Origin of the sequence: Nonomuraea zeae (assembly GCF_005889725.1) — a bacterium.
Classification (GTDB): Bacteria; Actinomycetota; Actinomycetes; order Streptosporangiales; family Streptosporangiaceae; genus Nonomuraea; species Nonomuraea zeae.
The window spans coordinates 20,756-35,575 of the sequence record NZ_VCKX01000059.1 but is presented as its reverse complement, the minus strand read 5'-3'; the positions used below and the strand labels follow the sequence as shown (position 1 = coordinate 35,575).

Below are 14,820 nucleotides of genomic sequence, written 5' to 3'. Positions count from 1 at the left end.
TGATCGCTCGGTCCCGCAGCGAACGTGAAAGGCCGCCCCATGAAGAAGATCGTCGTGCACAGGCCCGGAACCGTTAAGCCGACCGCCGCGGCCGCGCCGCGGCACTCGGCCTGAGCACCCCAGTCGCACAGCTCGGCCGGCGGCTCCCCGGAGACGCCGGCCGGCGCCGGATTCGGATCCGGGGAGGGGGACACGATCATTCTGGACGCGGACCGCCGCATCGGCGGCCCCTACACGTTCGCCGCCGGGCTGCTCGGCCACCTGGTCCCGGTGGCGCTGGAGCGCTGGCCCGGCCTGGTCGCCGCGTACGACATCGAGATCCGGGCCGCGGCCCCCGCGCTGCGCGACCTGGTCCCGGCACGCCGGCGATCTCTGGCTGACGAGCTGCCCAGGGCACAGCGCATCCTCGTCCCGGGCGCGCGCCGCACCCTCAGGATCGCCAACGGGCTGGCCGAGTTCGTCCGCGACCACCTGCTCCGCGCGGGTCCGCTCACGCTCAGCGTGCACAACCTCGGCGAGGCCGACCACACCGACGCCGAGCTCGTGACCGTGCTGCGGCGCAGACTCGCCCCGGAGCTGCTGCGCATCGAGGAGGGCCCGTCGGCGCCCGGGGCCGGGCCGCTGCCGGCCGACTTCGACCGCTTCCGCGACGAGGGCTTCCACCACGCCATGGCGGAGTCGGGGCTCGAAGCGCTGCGCGGGCTGACGTACGAGGACGATCCGGCGGGCTGGGAGCACCTCCTGCAGCGCGTCGCCGGCGCTCTTGAGGCCGTCGAGCGCGAGGACGAGGCCCGCGAGCTCTACGACCGGGCCAGGCGCGAGAGCACCGACCCGAAGCGCCGCGCCACGGCCGCCTACGCCACCGCCATGATCCTCGTACGCCACCACGACCCGGCCCGCCGCGACCCCGAACAGGCGCTGGCCTGGGTCAACGAGGCGATCACGATCACCTCCCTGCTGCCCGACCGCCGCGAGCGGGCCTTCCACCTCGGGTTCGACCTCAACGGCAAGGCCCTGGTGGAGGTGCGCAGGGACCGCCGCGCCGCGGCTGCGGAGCTCGTCCGGCAGGCCATCGACCTGGCCGAGACCGACCTGGCCGACGAGCACCCGATACACCGGCTCGTCCTGTACGCCAACAGGGGCCAGCTGCTGGCCATGGCGGGCCGGCACGAGGCGGCGCTGGCCGACTACACCCGCGCGATCGAGGCCGACCCCGGCTATCCCGACTACTACCTCGACCGGGGCAACCTGCTGCACAAGCTCGGCAGGCTCGCCGAGGCGCTGGCGGACTACGAGAGCGTCATGCGGCTCAGCCCGCCCTTCCCTGAGGCGTACTACAACCGGGCCGAGCTGCGGTTCGTGTCCGGCGACCACGAAGGCGCGCGTGCCGATCTGGACCACACGCTGGATCTCGACCCCTCCTTCACGCCCGCGTACGTCAACAGGAGCGGCCTGCACGCCGCCGCCGGCGACTACGCCCGCGCGCGCCAGGACGTGGAGCAGGGCCTGCGGCTCGCCCCGCGCGACCCCCACCTGCTGTGCGTGCTCGGGCAGATCGAGCTGGCCGAGAGCCGCTACCCCGAGGCGCGGATGGCGTTCGACACCGCGCTGGAGCTGGACCCCGAGCTGGTGGCGGCCTGGGCGAGCCGGGCCGAGCTGGCCTTCGAGCGCGGCGACCGCAGCGCCGCGCTGACGGACCTGACGCACGCGCTCAAGCTGGAGGAGACGGCCGAGCTGCTGTTCAACAGGTCCGTCGTCTACCGGGCCGCCGGCCTGCCGGAGCAGGCCAGGCAGGACCTGGTCAGGGCCGCCGAGCTGGCGCCCGGCGACGAGGACGTCGGCCGGGCGCTCGCCGAGCTGCGCGAGGTCAGGCCGCCGGCTTCCCGGACTGATGACGAGGGCGCGTCCCGATCGGGACCACCAGAGGAGTCCCTGCCACGGGGTCCGCGATGACCTTGGCGTCCAGCTCGAACACGTCGCGCAGCAGCTCCTCGGTCAGCACCTCGTGGGGTCCGCCCGCGGCGATCACCTTGCCCGCGCGCATGGCGACCAGGCGGTCGGCGTAGCGGGCGGCCAGGTTGAGGTCGTGCAGGACCATGACGACCGTGCGGCCCGCCTCCTGGTGCAGGTGCCGGACGAGCTCCAGCACCTCCACCTGATGCGCCAGGTCCAGGAACGTGGTCGGCTCATCGAGCAGCAGCAGGTCCGTGCCCTGGGCCAGGGCCATGGAGATCCACGCCCGCTGCCGCTGGCCGCCCGACAGCTCCTCCAGCGGCCGTTCGGCCAGGTCGGACAGGCCCGTCATGTCCAGTGCCGCGCTCACCGCGCCCTCGTCGTCCGACGACCACTGCCGGTACCAGGTCTGGTGCGGATGGCGGCCCCTGGCCACCAGGTCGGCCACGGTCAGCCCTTCCGGGGCGCTGGGCGACTGGGGGAGCACCCCGAGGATCTTGGCGACCTCGCGGGTGGGGATCTTGTCGATGCGCTTGCCGTCCAGCAGCACCTCGCCGCCCTGGGGCTTGAGCAGGCGGCCGAGCGCACGCAGGAGCGTGGACTTGCCGCAGCCGTTCGGGCCGATGATGGTGGTTACGGTGCCCGCTTCGATGCCGAGGTCGAGACCGTCGACGACGAGGCGGTCTCCGTACCCGAGCTTGACGTCGGCGGCCTGCAGTCTCACTTGCGTGACCTCCAGATCAGATGGATCAGGTAAGGGGCGCCCAGGACGGCGGTGACGATGCCGACGGGCAGTTCCAGCGGGGAGAAGGCGGTCCTGGCGATCAGGTCGGCGGCCGTGGTGAGCACGCCGCCGATGATCGCCGAGCACAGCAGCGGCGGCCGGCCCGAGCGCACCAGCCGCAGGGCGATCTGGGGCGAGGCGAGCGCCACGAACGCGATCGGGCCGGCCGAGGCGGTCGCCACGGCTGCCAGCAGGACGGCGGCGAGGATCATCAGGGCGCGGGCGGGGTTCATCCGGACGCCGAGCGCGGTGACGGTGTCGTCGCTGAAGCGCAGCGCGTCGAGCGAGCGGGTGCCGAGCAGCGTCAGCGGCACCAGCACGGCCAGTGCCAGCGCGGTGGGCACCACATGCTCCCAGCCGCGCCCGTTGAGCGAGCCGCTGATCCAGACCATGGCGCGGCTGGTGTCGTTCACGTCGCCGATGGTCAGGAGCCAGAACTTGACGTTGGTGAACACGGCGGCCACGCCGATGCCGACCAGGACCAGGCGGTAGCCGTCCAGGCCGCGCCGCCAGGCCAGGCCGTACACGACGGCCGCGCCGAGCAGGCCGCCGAGCAGGGCCAGGGCCGGGATGCCGAGGGTGGACAGCAGGCCGCTGGCGCCGCCGTACGCGCTGCCGCTGGCCACGACGCCGGCCACGACGGTGACGGAGGCCCCGGTCGTGACGCCCAGGATCTCGGGGCTGGCCAGGGGATTGCGCGCGATGGACTGGATGATGGCGCCCGACAGCGCGAGCGCGGCTCCGACCAGGGCACCGGTCAGCGCGCGTGGCAGGCGCAGCTCCATGATGACGAAGTGGGCGGCGCTGTCGACGTCGAAGGTGCCGGCGACGACCTCGGGCAGCGTCATCCGGATGTCGCCGATGCGCATGTTCATGGCCATGAGCACGACGAGGAGGACGAGTCCGGCCAGCGCGACGGCGACGCCGCGCAGGCGTACCTGCCAGGACAGGCCGCCGACGCGCAGGGGGAGAGTGGTCATCACAGCCGCACGGGCTTCCTGCGGCGGACGAGCGCGACGAAGAACGGGGCGCCGAGCAGCGCGAGCACCACGCCGACCTCCAACTCGCCCGGCGGGGCCACCACGCGGCCGATCACGTCGGCGACCAGCAGCAGCGCCGCGCCGACCAGCCCCGAGAACGGCAGCAGCCACCGGTGGTCGGTGCCCGACAGCGGGCGTACGAGGTGCGGCACGATCAGCCCGATGAAGGCCAGCGAGCCGCACGCCGCGACGGAGGCGCCCGCCAGCAGGGTGACGGCCGCGACGCCGACGGTCCTGGTCATGGCGATGTTCTGGCCGAGGCTCCTGGCCACGTCCTCGCCGAGGGAGAGCGCGTTCAGCCCGGGGGCGTTCACCATCGCGAGGACCAGGCCGGCCAGGATGAACGGCAGCACCTGCCAGACCACGTCGGAGCCCCTGGCGGCGATCGAGCCCGCCTGCCAGAACCTGAACACGTCCATCGCCTGCTCGTCCAGCAGCACGATGGCCGAGGTCAGCGCGTACAGGAAGGCGCTCACGGCGGTGCCGGCCAGCGCGAGCGTCACCGGGGTCGGCCCGCCCCTGCCGCCGACCATGCCGAGCGCGAACACCGCCACGCTCGCGACCAGCGCCCCCGCCAGGCCGAACCAGATGTAGGCGAGCAGGCTGGAGGCGCCGAGCAGGATGATCGAGGCCACCATCGCGAACGCCGCGCCCTGCGTGACGCCGAGCAGGCCGGGGTCGGCGAGCGGGTTGCGGGTGTGGCCCTGCATGAGCGCGCCGGCCACGCCGAGCGCGATCCCGGCGAGCACGCCGAGGACGGTCCTGGGGACGCGCAGCGAGCGGATGACGATGTCGTTCTCGGTGCCGGTGGGGGCGGTGAGCGCGTGCCAGGCGTCGGTGATGGGCACGGGCTTCGAGCCGATCGTGATGCTCAGCAGGACCGCCACCGCGACCGCGATCAGCAGTGCCGTCAGCACTGTGAGCCGGCGGTGCCGGATGATCCGGAGGCGCGGCGCGACCGCTGTTGCGCTCACCGCTCCTCCTCAACGTTTGCCGGATCCTGGTGAAGTATGCCAGCTTAGGCAGGGCTAACCTAATTTAGGGTTGCCTTATTTTTGCGAAGGGATTTCGATGAGACCGTTGCGTGCTCTGGTCGGTGCTGTCCTGGTGGCGGCGCTGGCCGCTTGCGGTTCTTCGGCCGAGCCGGCGGCGGCGCCGGCGTCCGGCGCGCCTTTCCGGACCGTCAAGCACGCGATGGGAGAGACCGTCATCCCGGCCCAGCCCAAGCGGGTGGTGGCGCTGGACCAGAGCTTCGTCGACGCGGTACTCACGCTGGAGACGCCCGTCGTGGGGTACACGACGTACCGCTCGATCGACTCCAAGCTGCCCGACTACCTCGGGCCGGTCGCCGAGCAGTACGGCAAGGAGGCGACCCCGGTCGGCACGCTGGAGGAGCCGAGCCTGGAGAAGGTCATGGCGCTCAAGCCCGACCTGATCCTCTCGGCGAAGGTCCGGCACGAGAAGGACTACGACAAGCTGGCCAAGATCGCGCCGACCGTGTTCAGCGAGACCACCGGGGCCATCTGGAAGGACAACCTCCGGCTCGTGGGGCAGGCCCTGGGCAAGGAGGAGCTCGCCGACGCCAAGATCAAGGCGTACGAGGAGCGGGCCAGGAAGATCGGCGAGGAGATCACGGCGAAGGACGGCAAGCTGCCGACGATCTCGATCGTGCGTTTCGCCGGCGAGCCCACGACCCGCCTGTACGTCGAGAACTCCTACTCGGGCCTGGTGCTGAAGGACGTCGGGTTCACCAGGCCCGAGGGCCAGCCGACCGTGCAGGACACCATCGCGGTGAACCTGAGCCAGGAGCGGATCGCGGACCTGGACGCCGACCACCTCTTCATCGCGACCTATCCGGACCCGGCGTCCGACGGGCCCAAGGAGAAGTTCGTGAACAACCCGCTGTGGGGCAAGCTCAAGGGCGACAAGCACGAGGTCAGCGACCTGACGTGGATGAGCGCCGTGGGCATCCAGGGCGCGCACTCCATGCTGGACGACGTGGCGAAGATCTTCGGCGTGGACCCGGCCAGGGCCGCCTCCTAGACGGGCAGGAACGCGCGCAGCTCGGCCAGGTGGGGCTCGATGTCCAGGTTCTGGCCGGCGAGCCAGCGGGGGTTGCCGTACGTGCCCTTGTAGCGGTCGCCGCTGTCGCAGATCAGCGTGACGATGCTGCCCCGCTGGCCGCGCTCGCGCATCTCGGCGATGAGATCCACGCAGGCGGCCATGTTCGTGCCCGTCGAGCCGCCCACGTCCAGGCCGGTGACCTCGCGGGTCCAGTGCATGGCCGCGATCGAGCGGGCGTCGGGCACGGCGATCATGCGGTCGATGACCGTGGGCAGCAGCGACGGCTCCACCCGGGGCCGGCCGATGCCCTCGATGCGGGAGCCGGGAGCGGTGACCGTGGCGTCGCCGGAGACCCAGCCGGGGTAGAAGGCCGAGCCCTCCGGATCGACGACGGCCAGGCGCGTGGTGTGGCGGCGGTAGCGGATGTAGCGGCCGATGGTGGAGGACGTGCCGCCCGTCCCCGCGCCGACCACGATCCAGGCCGGCTCCGGATAGGGCTCCATCGACATCTGGGAATAGATCGATTCGGCGATGTTGTTGTTGCCTCGCCAGTCGGTGGCCCGCTCCGCGTAGGTGAACTGGTCCATGAAGTGGCCGCCGGTCTCGGCGGCCAGACGGTGAGATTCCTCATAGATCGCGCCGGGATCGGCCACGAGATGGCCCTTGCCGCCGTAGAACTCGATGAGCTGGCACTTCTCCGGCGACGTCGACTCCGGCATGACGGCGATGAAGGGCAGGCCCAGCAGGCGGGCGAAATAGGCCTCGCTGACGGCCGTCGAGCCGCTCGACGCCTCCACGATCGTCGTGCTGGGCCCGATCCAGCCGTTCGCCAGACCATATAGGAATAGAGATCGGGCCAGTCGGTGCTTCAGTGAACCGGTCGGGTGCACTGATTCGTCTTTCAGGTAGAGGTTTACCCCCCAATCCGAGGGCAGCGGAAAGACGTGCAGATGTGTATCGCAACTACGGTTGGCGTCGGCCTCGACCCTGCGGATGGCCTCAGCCACCCAGCGGCGTACGTCCGGGTCATGCCGGTCCACGAAACTCATCCTCATACGCTATCCCATGTGACTCTCGCCACTATTACTGCGAAATTGGGTGGTTAGTGTTATGATAATGAGACTTGTCCGGCCGTGGACGTGATAACGCACGTCGCGAGCAGATGGACGGAAACCCCTTCTGATCAAGGCGGGCTCTCTAACGCGTCCCTTAGGCGGGACTTGCGATGATGGAACGCCGTCAGGCGGCTCATGCCGAAACGGGGGATAGCGCAAGGGGGAATGAATGATCACCATGACCGATGAGCAGCGCCAGGACTGGTTCGAGCGCGATGTCGTGCCCGTGACGTCGCAGCTCTTCGCCTCCGCCATGCGCCTGACCCGTAACGCCGCCGACGCGGAAGACCTGGTGCAGGAGACCGTGGCCAAGGCGTACACGTCCTACCACCAGTTCCGTGAGGGCACCAACCTGAAGGCCTGGCTGCACCGGATCCTCACGAACAACTTCATCAACGACTACCGCAAGAAGCAGCGCTCGCCCAAGCTGTCCGCCGCCGAGGACATCGAGGACTGGCAGTTGCACGCCGCCGAGTCGCACAGCTCGACCGGCCTGCGGTCGGCTGAGAACGAGGCGCTCGACCGGCTGCCCGACAGCGTCGTGATGAACGCCCTGCGGTCCCTGCCCGAGGACTTCCGCGTGGCCGTCTACCTGGCCGACGTCGAGGGGTTCGCGTACAAGGAGATCGCCGACCGGATGGGCACGCCCATCGGGACCGTCATGTCCCGCCTCCACCGTGGCCGCCGCCAGCTGCGGGGGATGCTGGAGGAGTACGTCCGCGAGGAGGGCGCCGTGCGCCTGCCCGCCCAGCGTGCCGCTGCCTAGGCCCCCATATTGAGATGAAGGCGGACGCGTAACACGCCGCCTTCGGTGCGCAGCTCGACGAGGTCGCAGAGCTGCCTGCTGATCCAGAGCCCGTATCCCCGAGGGGACTCGGGCTCGGGTGGTATATAGCCGGGTAAGGGGTCGTCCAGGGCGCCGCCGGGGTCGGCGATCTCGCAGACCAGCTCCCCGTCGTGCACCCACATCGTGATCGTGCCGTACCCCGCGCCGTGCTCGACGCTGTTCGCGGCGATCTCCGACACGCTGATCACGAGCGACGTGATGAGGTTGCGGTCCATGCCGGCCGCCCTGGCGAAGTCGCCGACGGCCTGGCGCAGCCGCTTCAGCTCACGCGCGGTGAACCTGATCGTCTCGGCGTCGCCGGCCGGTTCGGGGAGTGGTGCGCGGTCACCGTTCAGCACCAGCTCGTGCGGCTCGACGAAGCGGCTGCTCGCCGCCTCGCCGCCGTCACTGCCGAGCAGCAGCGGGTGGTTGACGTGGCTGAAGTCCAGCGCGGACTCCGGCACCTTCCGTATGTCGTACAGGCACAGCATGACCGTCGCGGCCGTCTGGAGCGCGGCGTTCAGCACGGACTCGTAGCGGATGTACTCCCTGACCTCGCGCTCGCTCCTGCCCTCCCAGACGGGCTCGCCGATGATGAGGGTACGGCGGCCCCTGGTGTACTCGTGGTAGGCGGCCAGCGTCCGGTACGGGTGCCCGAACCAGGCCGTCGATACGCGGCTGTCGATCTGCCCGGCGTCCCGCCCCAGCGCGTCGGCCAGCAGGGCGAGCTTGGTCGCGCAGGTGATCACCAGCACGCGCCTGCCCTCGTGCAGCGCGGACCGCACGCGCGGCACGGTCAGGCCCAGGAGGGCCTCGTCAGAGTCGTACGGCACCGCAACGTGCTTCAGCGACTCACCATCGGAACGTGCCCGATCTGGGCGCACGGGCGAAACGTAGCAAGCGCTAGTGGTGCTGCGCAACGGCTATCAGGGCCACCGCCACGAGCGCGCAGGCCACACCGGCCACCTGGACCGCCCGCAGCCGCTCGCCCAGCACCTGCCTGGCCAGCAGCAGGGTGCTGGCGGGATAGAGCGAGACCAGCACGGCCACCAGGCTGAGCAGCCCGTCCTGCTGGGCGAGCAGGTAGAGGACGTTCGCCGCCATGTCGAGCACGCCGGCGGCCACGATGATGTGCAGCGAGCCGGGCCCGGGCTTGAGCGCGCGCCTGGCGAGCACGGCGAGCAGGGCCACCAGCGAGATCGACGACAGCCGGGCGCCCACCAGCGGCCACAGGCCGGCCTCGTGCGGGGCCATGGACAGCAGGATGAAGAAGCCGCCGAACCCGGCTCCCGCCGCCAGCGCGGCCAGCACCGAGGACAGCGAGGCGCGCCGGCCCCCCGAGCCCTCCTGGCTGACCAGGAGCACCGCGCCCAGCGCCAGCGCCACGCCCACCAGCGCCCAGACCGCGGGCCGCTCGCCCGTCGCCAGCCCGAACGTCACCGGCAGCGCCGCCGAGGTGACCGCGGTCGTGGGGGCCACCACCGACATGACGCCCATGGCGAGGGCCCGGTAGAACAGCACGAGCCCGGCGGCCCCCGCCAGCCCGGACGCCAGCCCCCAGGTCAGCGCGGGTGCTCCGAACGTGCCGGGCAGCAGCGGCAGCAGGCCGAGGATCAGGACCAGCCCGGCGATCTGCGACAGCACGACGACCGAGAACACCTGGGATCGCCGGGTGGCCAGGCCGCCGAAGAAGTCTGCGGTGCCGTACACCACCGCGCAGGCGGTGGCCAGGATCACTGTCACGTTTCCCTCCCTCATGGTTCAACAGGTTGCACCGGTAGTACAACACATTAGGTGCAATAGACTGCAAATCGGTTTCACTAAACTGCACTGCATGGAAGATCCGGACCTCATCAACCAGGCCATCGCGAACAACGTGCGCGCGCAGCGCGCGCATCGTGGTCTGACGCTCGACGCGCTGGCCGCCAGGTCGGGCGTGAGCAGGGGCATGCTCGTCCAGGTGGAGCAGGGCCGGACCAACCCGAGCGTCTCCACCCTGACCAGGATCGCCTCCGCATTGGGCGTGACCGTGGCCAGGCTGGTCGAGGTCGCCGACGTTCCGGTCGTCCGGATCGTGGACAAGGCCGACGTGGTCACGTTCAGCCAGGGAGAGGTGCACGCGCGGCTGCTGGTCGGCGCGGACGTCCCGATGATCCTGGAGCTGTGGGACTGGCGGATGGCGCCCGGCGAGCACCACGACGGCGACGCCCACCCTCCGGGCACCCGCGAGATGCTGACCGTGCTCGACGGCGAGCTGACCCTGACCGTCTATGGCAGGAGTCACGTGGTCGGCAAGGACGACGCCGTGCTCTTCACCGCCGATCGCCCGCATCGCTACGCGAACAGGGGCAAGTCGGAGCTGCGGTTCGTGATGGTGGTCGCGGAGCCGCGTGAGGCGCATGACCAATAACGCCGAACACCCTCCTGATCACTCCTCGGAGTTCAATGATTACTCCATGTCTTGGACGGCTGATGCCCGTTGTTGGGTACATCCCAGGTGTACGGCGAAACGTCGGCGTGCGCACCGGCCGGGGGGTGGCGTGTGAGTGAGGCCCGAGCGGCGACGGAGAAGCTCCATACGGAGCTTCATGGTCTGGGCGTCACCAGTGCGTACGAAATAGGCGACGACGCGACCATCTCCGTGTGGATAGGTCTGGTCGTTCGGTATAGAGACGGGTTTTACCGCTGGCAGGAAGGCCCGGTGAAACGTCGGCATCTGGGTACGGATCCGGTCGGATGTGCCATGCGCGTGGCGCGCCGCTACAAGGAATTGCAGGCGGATATCCCACTCTGGTGGGACGACCTGGCCAGGGAACTGCGGGGGAGACCGGTCCAGGACTATCCGTAGGCCCCCGCATGCGGCGTTTCGGGGGGAAATATGCGCGTATGGGCTTTGCCGCTGGCCCTGCTCGCCCTGGTCGGCTGCGTCACCAAGTCGGTGCCGCACCGTGAGCAGGTCAGGGCCCCGGTCGTGCCCATCAGGCCGGCCGTCGTCGATCCCGTCGTCCTGGCCAAGTGGCTGGTGTCGATGCAGTCCGGGTGGCCGCGCAGCCGCAAGTTCGACTGCGCCCGGATCAAGTGCGTGGCGCTGACGTTCGACGACGGGCCCGGCGAGTACACCGGCAAGCTGCTCGACGAGCTGAGCAGGCGTGACGTCCGGGCCACGTTCTTCGTCATCGGGCAGATGGTGGCCGCGGACAAGGGCGGCCACACGGTCCGCCGCATCGTGAACGACGGTCACGAGATCGGCAACCACTCCTGGAGCCATCCCGCCCTGGCCGGGCTGTCTCACGAGGAGCTCAGGCATCAGCTCAAGCACACCGAGAACATCGTGCAGAGGCTGACCGGGGTGCGGATGCGGGTGATGCGGCCGCCGTACGGGTCCACCGACGACGAGGTGGCGGCCGAGACGCGGCGCGAGGGGCTGGCCCAGATCCTCTGGAACGTGGACACCCTCGACTGGCGCGACCGGGTCTCCAAGACCGTGGCCAAGCGGGCCGGCGCGGCCAAGCCCGGCTCGATCGTCCTGCTGCACGACATCCACCGCACCACCGTGGACGCCGTGCCGTCGATGCTGGACACGCTGGGCAAGAAGGGCTTCACGTTCGTCACGGTCTCGGAGCTGTACGGCAAGACGCCCGCGCCCGGGCGTACGTACACGGAGCGGTGACGGTCGCCGCGCCGGTTGCCGGTGCCGCGTGGGACCCTTGACACATGGGTTTCACCGGCTTTCCCGACGAGGCGTTCCTCTATTACGAGGGGCTTGAGGCGGACAACTCCAAGACCTACTTCACCCGGCACAAGCAGCTCTACGAAGAGGCGGTGCGCGAGCCCATGCTCGCGCTCACCGACGAGCTGGCGGCGGAGTTCGGGGCGGCCCAGCTCTTCCGGCCGTATCGGGATGTCCGCTTTTCCAAGGACAAGACGCCTTATAAGACCCATCAAGGGGCTTTTATCGACTTGTTGCCGGGGATCGGGCTCTACGTGGAGGTCAGCGCCGCGGGGCTGTTCATCGCGGGCGGGATCTACACGCAGGCGTCCGACCAGGTCGCCCGCTTCCGCGCGGCCGTGGACGAGGACCTCTCGGGCAAGGCGCTGGAGTCGATCACGGACGCGCTGACGGCGGCCGGATACGCGCTCTACGGCGAGCGGCTCAAGACCAAGCCCAGGGGGTTCACCGAGGACCATCCGCGGATCGAGCTGCTGCGCCACAAGTCGCTCTACGCGGGGGTGAGCTTCGAGCCCGAGCCGTGGGTGCACACGCAGGTGGTGCGCGAGCGCGTGGCGCAGACGTGGCGGGCCTGCGGGCCGCTGGTCGAGTGGCTCTGCGCCCACGTGCGGGGCAGCGAGCTCCCGCGCCGCTGACCGGGACCGCGGTCACTTCGTGGTGCTGCTCAAAGGGTCTGCGGGTCACTCCGGGGTGCTGGGGAGTGGGCTCGCGGGTCACTTCGGGGCGGTGCTGACCTGGTCGCCCTTGAGTATGCGGTCCACCGTCTGCCCGGCCGCCGACGTCGCCGCCGTCGTGCCCGCGGCCAGGACGATGGCCAGCGCCGGCGCCGCCAGGCTGCGTACGCTGCGCAGCGTACGCACCCGCGCCCAGGGCTCCCCGGCCAGGTGCATGATGCGCCACTCCCAGAACAACCCGAGCCCGACGCAGACCATCATCACCTGACCCACCACGATGCCCACCACCTGCGCCTTGTCGAACGGCCCGATGTCCGGTTCGACCAGCGTGGAGAGATAGCCGGACAGCTCGGTCAGCAGCGCCGCCGCCGTCAGGTGCAGGGCCTTGGTCATCGGCTGGGTGCCGCGCACGCGCGGATAGAAGTAGCCGAACAGGAAGCCGAAGGCCGGAAGCGTGACCAGGTAGCGCCCGTCGAAGACGAAGCTGGTCAGGTCCACGCCTTCGGGCCAGCCGTACACGAGCGCGAAGGGCAGGCTCAGCAGCAGGCTGACGGTGAAGGCGGCCACGCCGTTGTGCCACGGCGTGCACCCGGCGGCCGTGGCGAACGCCGTCTCCGGATGCCGCCCGTGCTCGCGCAGCGCCGCCTCCAGCGTCTGCCGTCGCTCGTCGAAGTCGGCCATCGACATGTCGCCCGCGCCGATCCTGTTCCGCCCGATGCGGTAGAGCTCCTGTTCGGAGACCAGCAGCAGCCGCTTGTGCAGGGCGGCCCGGACGAGCCGCCGGTGCTCCTCGTACGTGGCCGGCTCGGCGATGGCCGGACGCGGGCCGGTGAGCAGCCACCTGGCCGTGGCCCAGGCCACCAGGGACGTGATCGCCAGCAGCGGCAGCGGCACGTCGATGTCGGCCAGCGTGGTGCTGCCGCCGGGTGTGATGTAGAGCACCATCAGCACGGTGATCATGGTGGACTCGACGACCGGGTTGTCGATGGCCGCGAGCCGGCCGCCCAGCCGCCTCAGCCGCAGCACCAGCATCACGAATCCCATCAGCAACAGCCCGAGCACCCCGCGCACGATCGGATCGAGCACGAGGTTGCCGATCATGGGCTCCGGCCGGCTCACCGCCAGGCTCCACGACCCGGAGTCCAGCCACTCGGTCGGCCAGCCCTGCACGAGCAGGCTGACGAGCACGGCCGCCACCACGGCGGAGCGCTGCCACTGCTTGGTCGCCACGGCCACCGCGGCGATCGGGATCACGGCCCAGCCCAGCGCCAGGACCAGCCGGATGCTGTCGGGCGGGTACACCCCCGTCAGCAGCGCCCGCAGCCACAGCGCCAGCGCCAGCAGCCCGATCGCGGCCTCGGCCGACAGCACGGACAGGCGTACGATCACCGCCCGGACGCCCAGGTCCACGCTGAACGCGATCGCGGACCCGGCCGCCGCGACCGCGGCCACCGCGCCGCCGGCGAGCAGGGCCTGCCCCGACAGCTGCCCGTGCAGCCACGACCAGCTCAGCATGCCGAGGCCGACCACGACCCCCAGACCGGTCACGACCAGCAGGTCACGGGTCGTCCACGGCGGGCTGGTCGGCAGCACCCGCCCGGCGTGCCGCAGCGTGAGCGCCGGCACCGCGACGAACAGCACCACGTACGTCACCGCCACCCAGTCCTTCGCGACCAGCGGGATCAGCAGGGTGGGCGCGGCCAGCGCGAGCCCGATCACCAGCTCCCTGTTGGGCGGCCGCTGCCACCATCCCTTGCCGAGCGAGCGCAGCAGGTAGGCGAGCAGCGCGAGCGCGGTGAGGACGCCGAGCGCGGTGGCCCACGAGAAGTCGTCCGCCTCGACCACGTCGGCGAACCCGTACGAATCCGGCGCCAGGGTCATGCTCACCGGGTAGCCCCCGACGGCGAACTCCAGCCGCTCGGCCAGCTCCCTGTCCGGTGTGATCCCTTCGAGCCGCAGCACCGTCCACTCGCCGGGCAGCACCGCGATCGACCGGTCGGGCACGATGAGCGGGTCGGCGGCGGTGGGCGGGCCGAAGTCCAGCTTGAGCAGCTCGTCCATCTTGACCTGCCGCAGCAGCGTCACCGTGAACTTGGCCGTGGTGTGCCCGGCGTCCGAGACGAGGGCCGGGGCCAGGCGGGTCGTGGGTCCCAGCGCGGGGCCGTCCACCTTGATCGCGCCGAACACGGAGTCGACGGCCTGCGCGAGCGAATGCGGGAACCCGCCGCCCTGGCGCAACGCCCCGATGAGGGGATCCTCGGGGGTCAGCTTGAGCCAGTGGAAGACGGTCACCTTGACCTGGCGCTGGCGCGGATCGAGCCGTCCCTGGGGCACGGCCGCCAGATCCCGCTCACTCGCCCTGGTGACCATCACCTCCGTGGTGGCCTCGCGGGCCCAGCGGGCGACGGGGTCGGCGCGGCCGGCGGCGGCCGCCCACGGGTTGGGCGCCGTGATTCCTCTGGGCGGGGCAGGGCCCGCTACCGGTCTGGCTGCGACGGTGCACCAAACGATCGCCCCGAAAGACACCAGAGCCAGCCCGAACGCGATTGCGATCCGGAGCTTTCCCACAAATGGATGATTCTCCGGCAAGGCCGGATGTTCTATCTCATCGGGTCACGGTGTGATTACAGCTGC

General features: G+C 70.5%; 13 protein-coding genes. 6 read left to right on the top strand and 7 right to left on the bottom strand.

Translation table 11 applies throughout. The features are described 5' to 3' along the window. The first annotated feature begins 270 nt into the window (after positions 1 to 270). A complete protein-coding gene (locus tag ETD85_RS20520) occupies positions 271 to 1,953 on the top strand; it encodes a tetratricopeptide repeat protein (RefSeq protein ID WP_240779266.1) in 1,683 nt (560 codons plus the stop codon). Here ETD85_RS20520 and ETD85_RS20515 read toward each other — a convergent pair. Genes ETD85_RS20515 through ETD85_RS20505 form a run of 3 tightly spaced genes read right to left on the bottom strand, consistent with a single transcriptional unit; the run spans position 1,868 to position 4,751 of the window. Continuing rightward, the gene (locus tag ETD85_RS20515) at positions 1,868 to 2,677 is read right to left on the bottom strand and encodes an ABC transporter ATP-binding protein (protein WP_138691361.1); all 810 of its coding nucleotides are present in this window, start codon (positions 2,675 to 2,677) and stop codon (positions 1,868 to 1,870) included. The two genes, ETD85_RS20520 and ETD85_RS20515, sit on opposite strands and share 86 nt — an antisense overlap. Further along, entirely contained in the window at positions 2,674 to 3,717 is a 1,044-nt protein-coding gene (locus ETD85_RS20510; RefSeq protein ID WP_138691360.1) for a FecCD family ABC transporter permease, read from the bottom strand. The genes ETD85_RS20515 and ETD85_RS20510 overlap by 4 nt, the downstream gene beginning before the upstream one ends. Continuing rightward, complete coding sequence (locus ETD85_RS20505; protein WP_138691359.1) at positions 3,717 to 4,751, bottom strand: FecCD family ABC transporter permease; 1,035 nt, start codon at positions 4,749 to 4,751, stop codon at positions 3,717 to 3,719. The genes ETD85_RS20510 and ETD85_RS20505 overlap by 1 nt, the downstream gene beginning before the upstream one ends. Before the next feature lie 97 nt (positions 4,752 to 4,848). On the opposite strand from ETD85_RS20505, the gene ETD85_RS20500 reads away from it, so the two are divergent. After that, positions 4,849 to 5,820: an ABC transporter substrate-binding protein gene (locus ETD85_RS20500; RefSeq protein ID WP_138691358.1), complete on the top strand. Its 972-nt coding sequence runs from the start codon at positions 4,849 to 4,851 to the stop codon at positions 5,818 to 5,820. Here ETD85_RS20500 and ETD85_RS20495 read toward each other — a convergent pair. Further along, positions 5,817 to 6,890 carry a PLP-dependent cysteine synthase family protein gene (locus ETD85_RS20495; protein ID WP_138691357.1) on the bottom strand — a complete coding sequence of 358 codons (1,074 nt, stop codon included), beginning with the start codon at positions 6,888 to 6,890 and terminating at the stop codon, positions 5,817 to 5,819. The genes ETD85_RS20500 and ETD85_RS20495 overlap by 4 nt on opposite strands. Positions 6,891 to 7,125: 235 nt before the next feature. Here ETD85_RS20495 and ETD85_RS20490 point away from each other — a divergent pair, with 235 nt between their 5' ends. Then, positions 7,126 to 7,722, top strand: a complete 597-nt coding sequence (locus ETD85_RS20490; protein ID WP_138691356.1) for a sigma-70 family RNA polymerase sigma factor — start codon at positions 7,126 to 7,128, stop codon at positions 7,720 to 7,722. Here ETD85_RS20490 and ETD85_RS20485 read toward each other — a convergent pair. Continuing rightward, entirely contained in the window at positions 7,719 to 8,615 is an 897-nt protein-coding gene (locus ETD85_RS20485; RefSeq protein ID WP_170246765.1) for a sensor histidine kinase, read from the bottom strand. The two genes, ETD85_RS20490 and ETD85_RS20485, sit on opposite strands and share 4 nt — an antisense overlap. Before the next feature lie 70 nt (positions 8,616 to 8,685). After that, positions 8,686 to 9,525: a DMT family transporter gene (locus ETD85_RS20480; RefSeq protein ID WP_240779265.1), complete on the bottom strand. Its 840-nt coding sequence runs from the start codon at positions 9,523 to 9,525 to the stop codon at positions 8,686 to 8,688. 91 nt (positions 9,526 to 9,616) lie between these two features. On the opposite strand from ETD85_RS20480, the gene ETD85_RS20475 reads away from it, so the two are divergent. From ETD85_RS20475 to ETD85_RS20460, 3 genes are all read left to right on the top strand, one after another. Then, positions 9,617 to 10,192, top strand: a complete 576-nt coding sequence (locus ETD85_RS20475; protein WP_138691353.1) for a helix-turn-helix domain-containing protein — start codon at positions 9,617 to 9,619, stop codon at positions 10,190 to 10,192. A gap of 468 nt (positions 10,193 to 10,660) precedes the next feature. Then, positions 10,661 to 11,452, top strand: coding sequence for a polysaccharide deacetylase family protein (locus ETD85_RS20465; RefSeq protein ID WP_138691351.1), 792 nt, complete (start codon positions 10,661 to 10,663; stop codon positions 11,450 to 11,452). Between the two features lie 44 nt (positions 11,453 to 11,496). Beyond that, positions 11,497 to 12,147: a DUF2461 domain-containing protein gene (locus ETD85_RS20460; protein WP_138691350.1), complete on the top strand. Its 651-nt coding sequence runs from the start codon at positions 11,497 to 11,499 to the stop codon at positions 12,145 to 12,147. A gap of 78 nt (positions 12,148 to 12,225) precedes the next feature. Here the strand turns inward: ETD85_RS20460 and ETD85_RS20455 are convergent, their stop codons facing one another. After that, the gene (locus tag ETD85_RS20455; protein ID WP_138691349.1) at positions 12,226 to 14,754 is read right to left on the bottom strand and encodes a hypothetical protein; all 2,529 of its coding nucleotides are present in this window, start codon (positions 14,752 to 14,754) and stop codon (positions 12,226 to 12,228) included. Positions 14,755 to 14,820: the final 66 nt, after the last annotated feature.

Bases quoted from the DNA above. Each gene is read 5' to 3' on its own strand.
- ETD85_RS20490 (WP_138691356.1), top strand. From the start codon at position 7,126: ATGATCACCATGACCGATGAGCAGCGCCAGGACTGGTTCGAGCGCGAT.
- ETD85_RS20500 (WP_138691358.1), top strand. From the start codon at position 4,849: ATGAGACCGTTGCGTGCTCTGGTCGGTGCTGTCCTGGTGGCGGCGCTG.
- ETD85_RS20465 (WP_138691351.1), top strand. From the start codon at position 10,661: ATGCGCGTATGGGCTTTGCCGCTGGCCCTGCTCGCCCTGGTCGGCTGC.
- ETD85_RS20460 (WP_138691350.1), top strand. From the start codon at position 11,497: ATGGGTTTCACCGGCTTTCCCGACGAGGCGTTCCTCTATTACGAGGGG.
- ETD85_RS20510 (WP_138691360.1), bottom strand. From the start codon at position 3,717: ATGACCACTCTCCCCCTGCGCGTCGGCGGCCTGTCCTGGCAGGTACGC.
- ETD85_RS20495 (WP_138691357.1), bottom strand. From the start codon at position 6,890: ATGAGTTTCGTGGACCGGCATGACCCGGACGTACGCCGCTGGGTGGCT.
- ETD85_RS20475 (WP_138691353.1), top strand. From the start codon at position 9,617: ATGGAAGATCCGGACCTCATCAACCAGGCCATCGCGAACAACGTGCGC.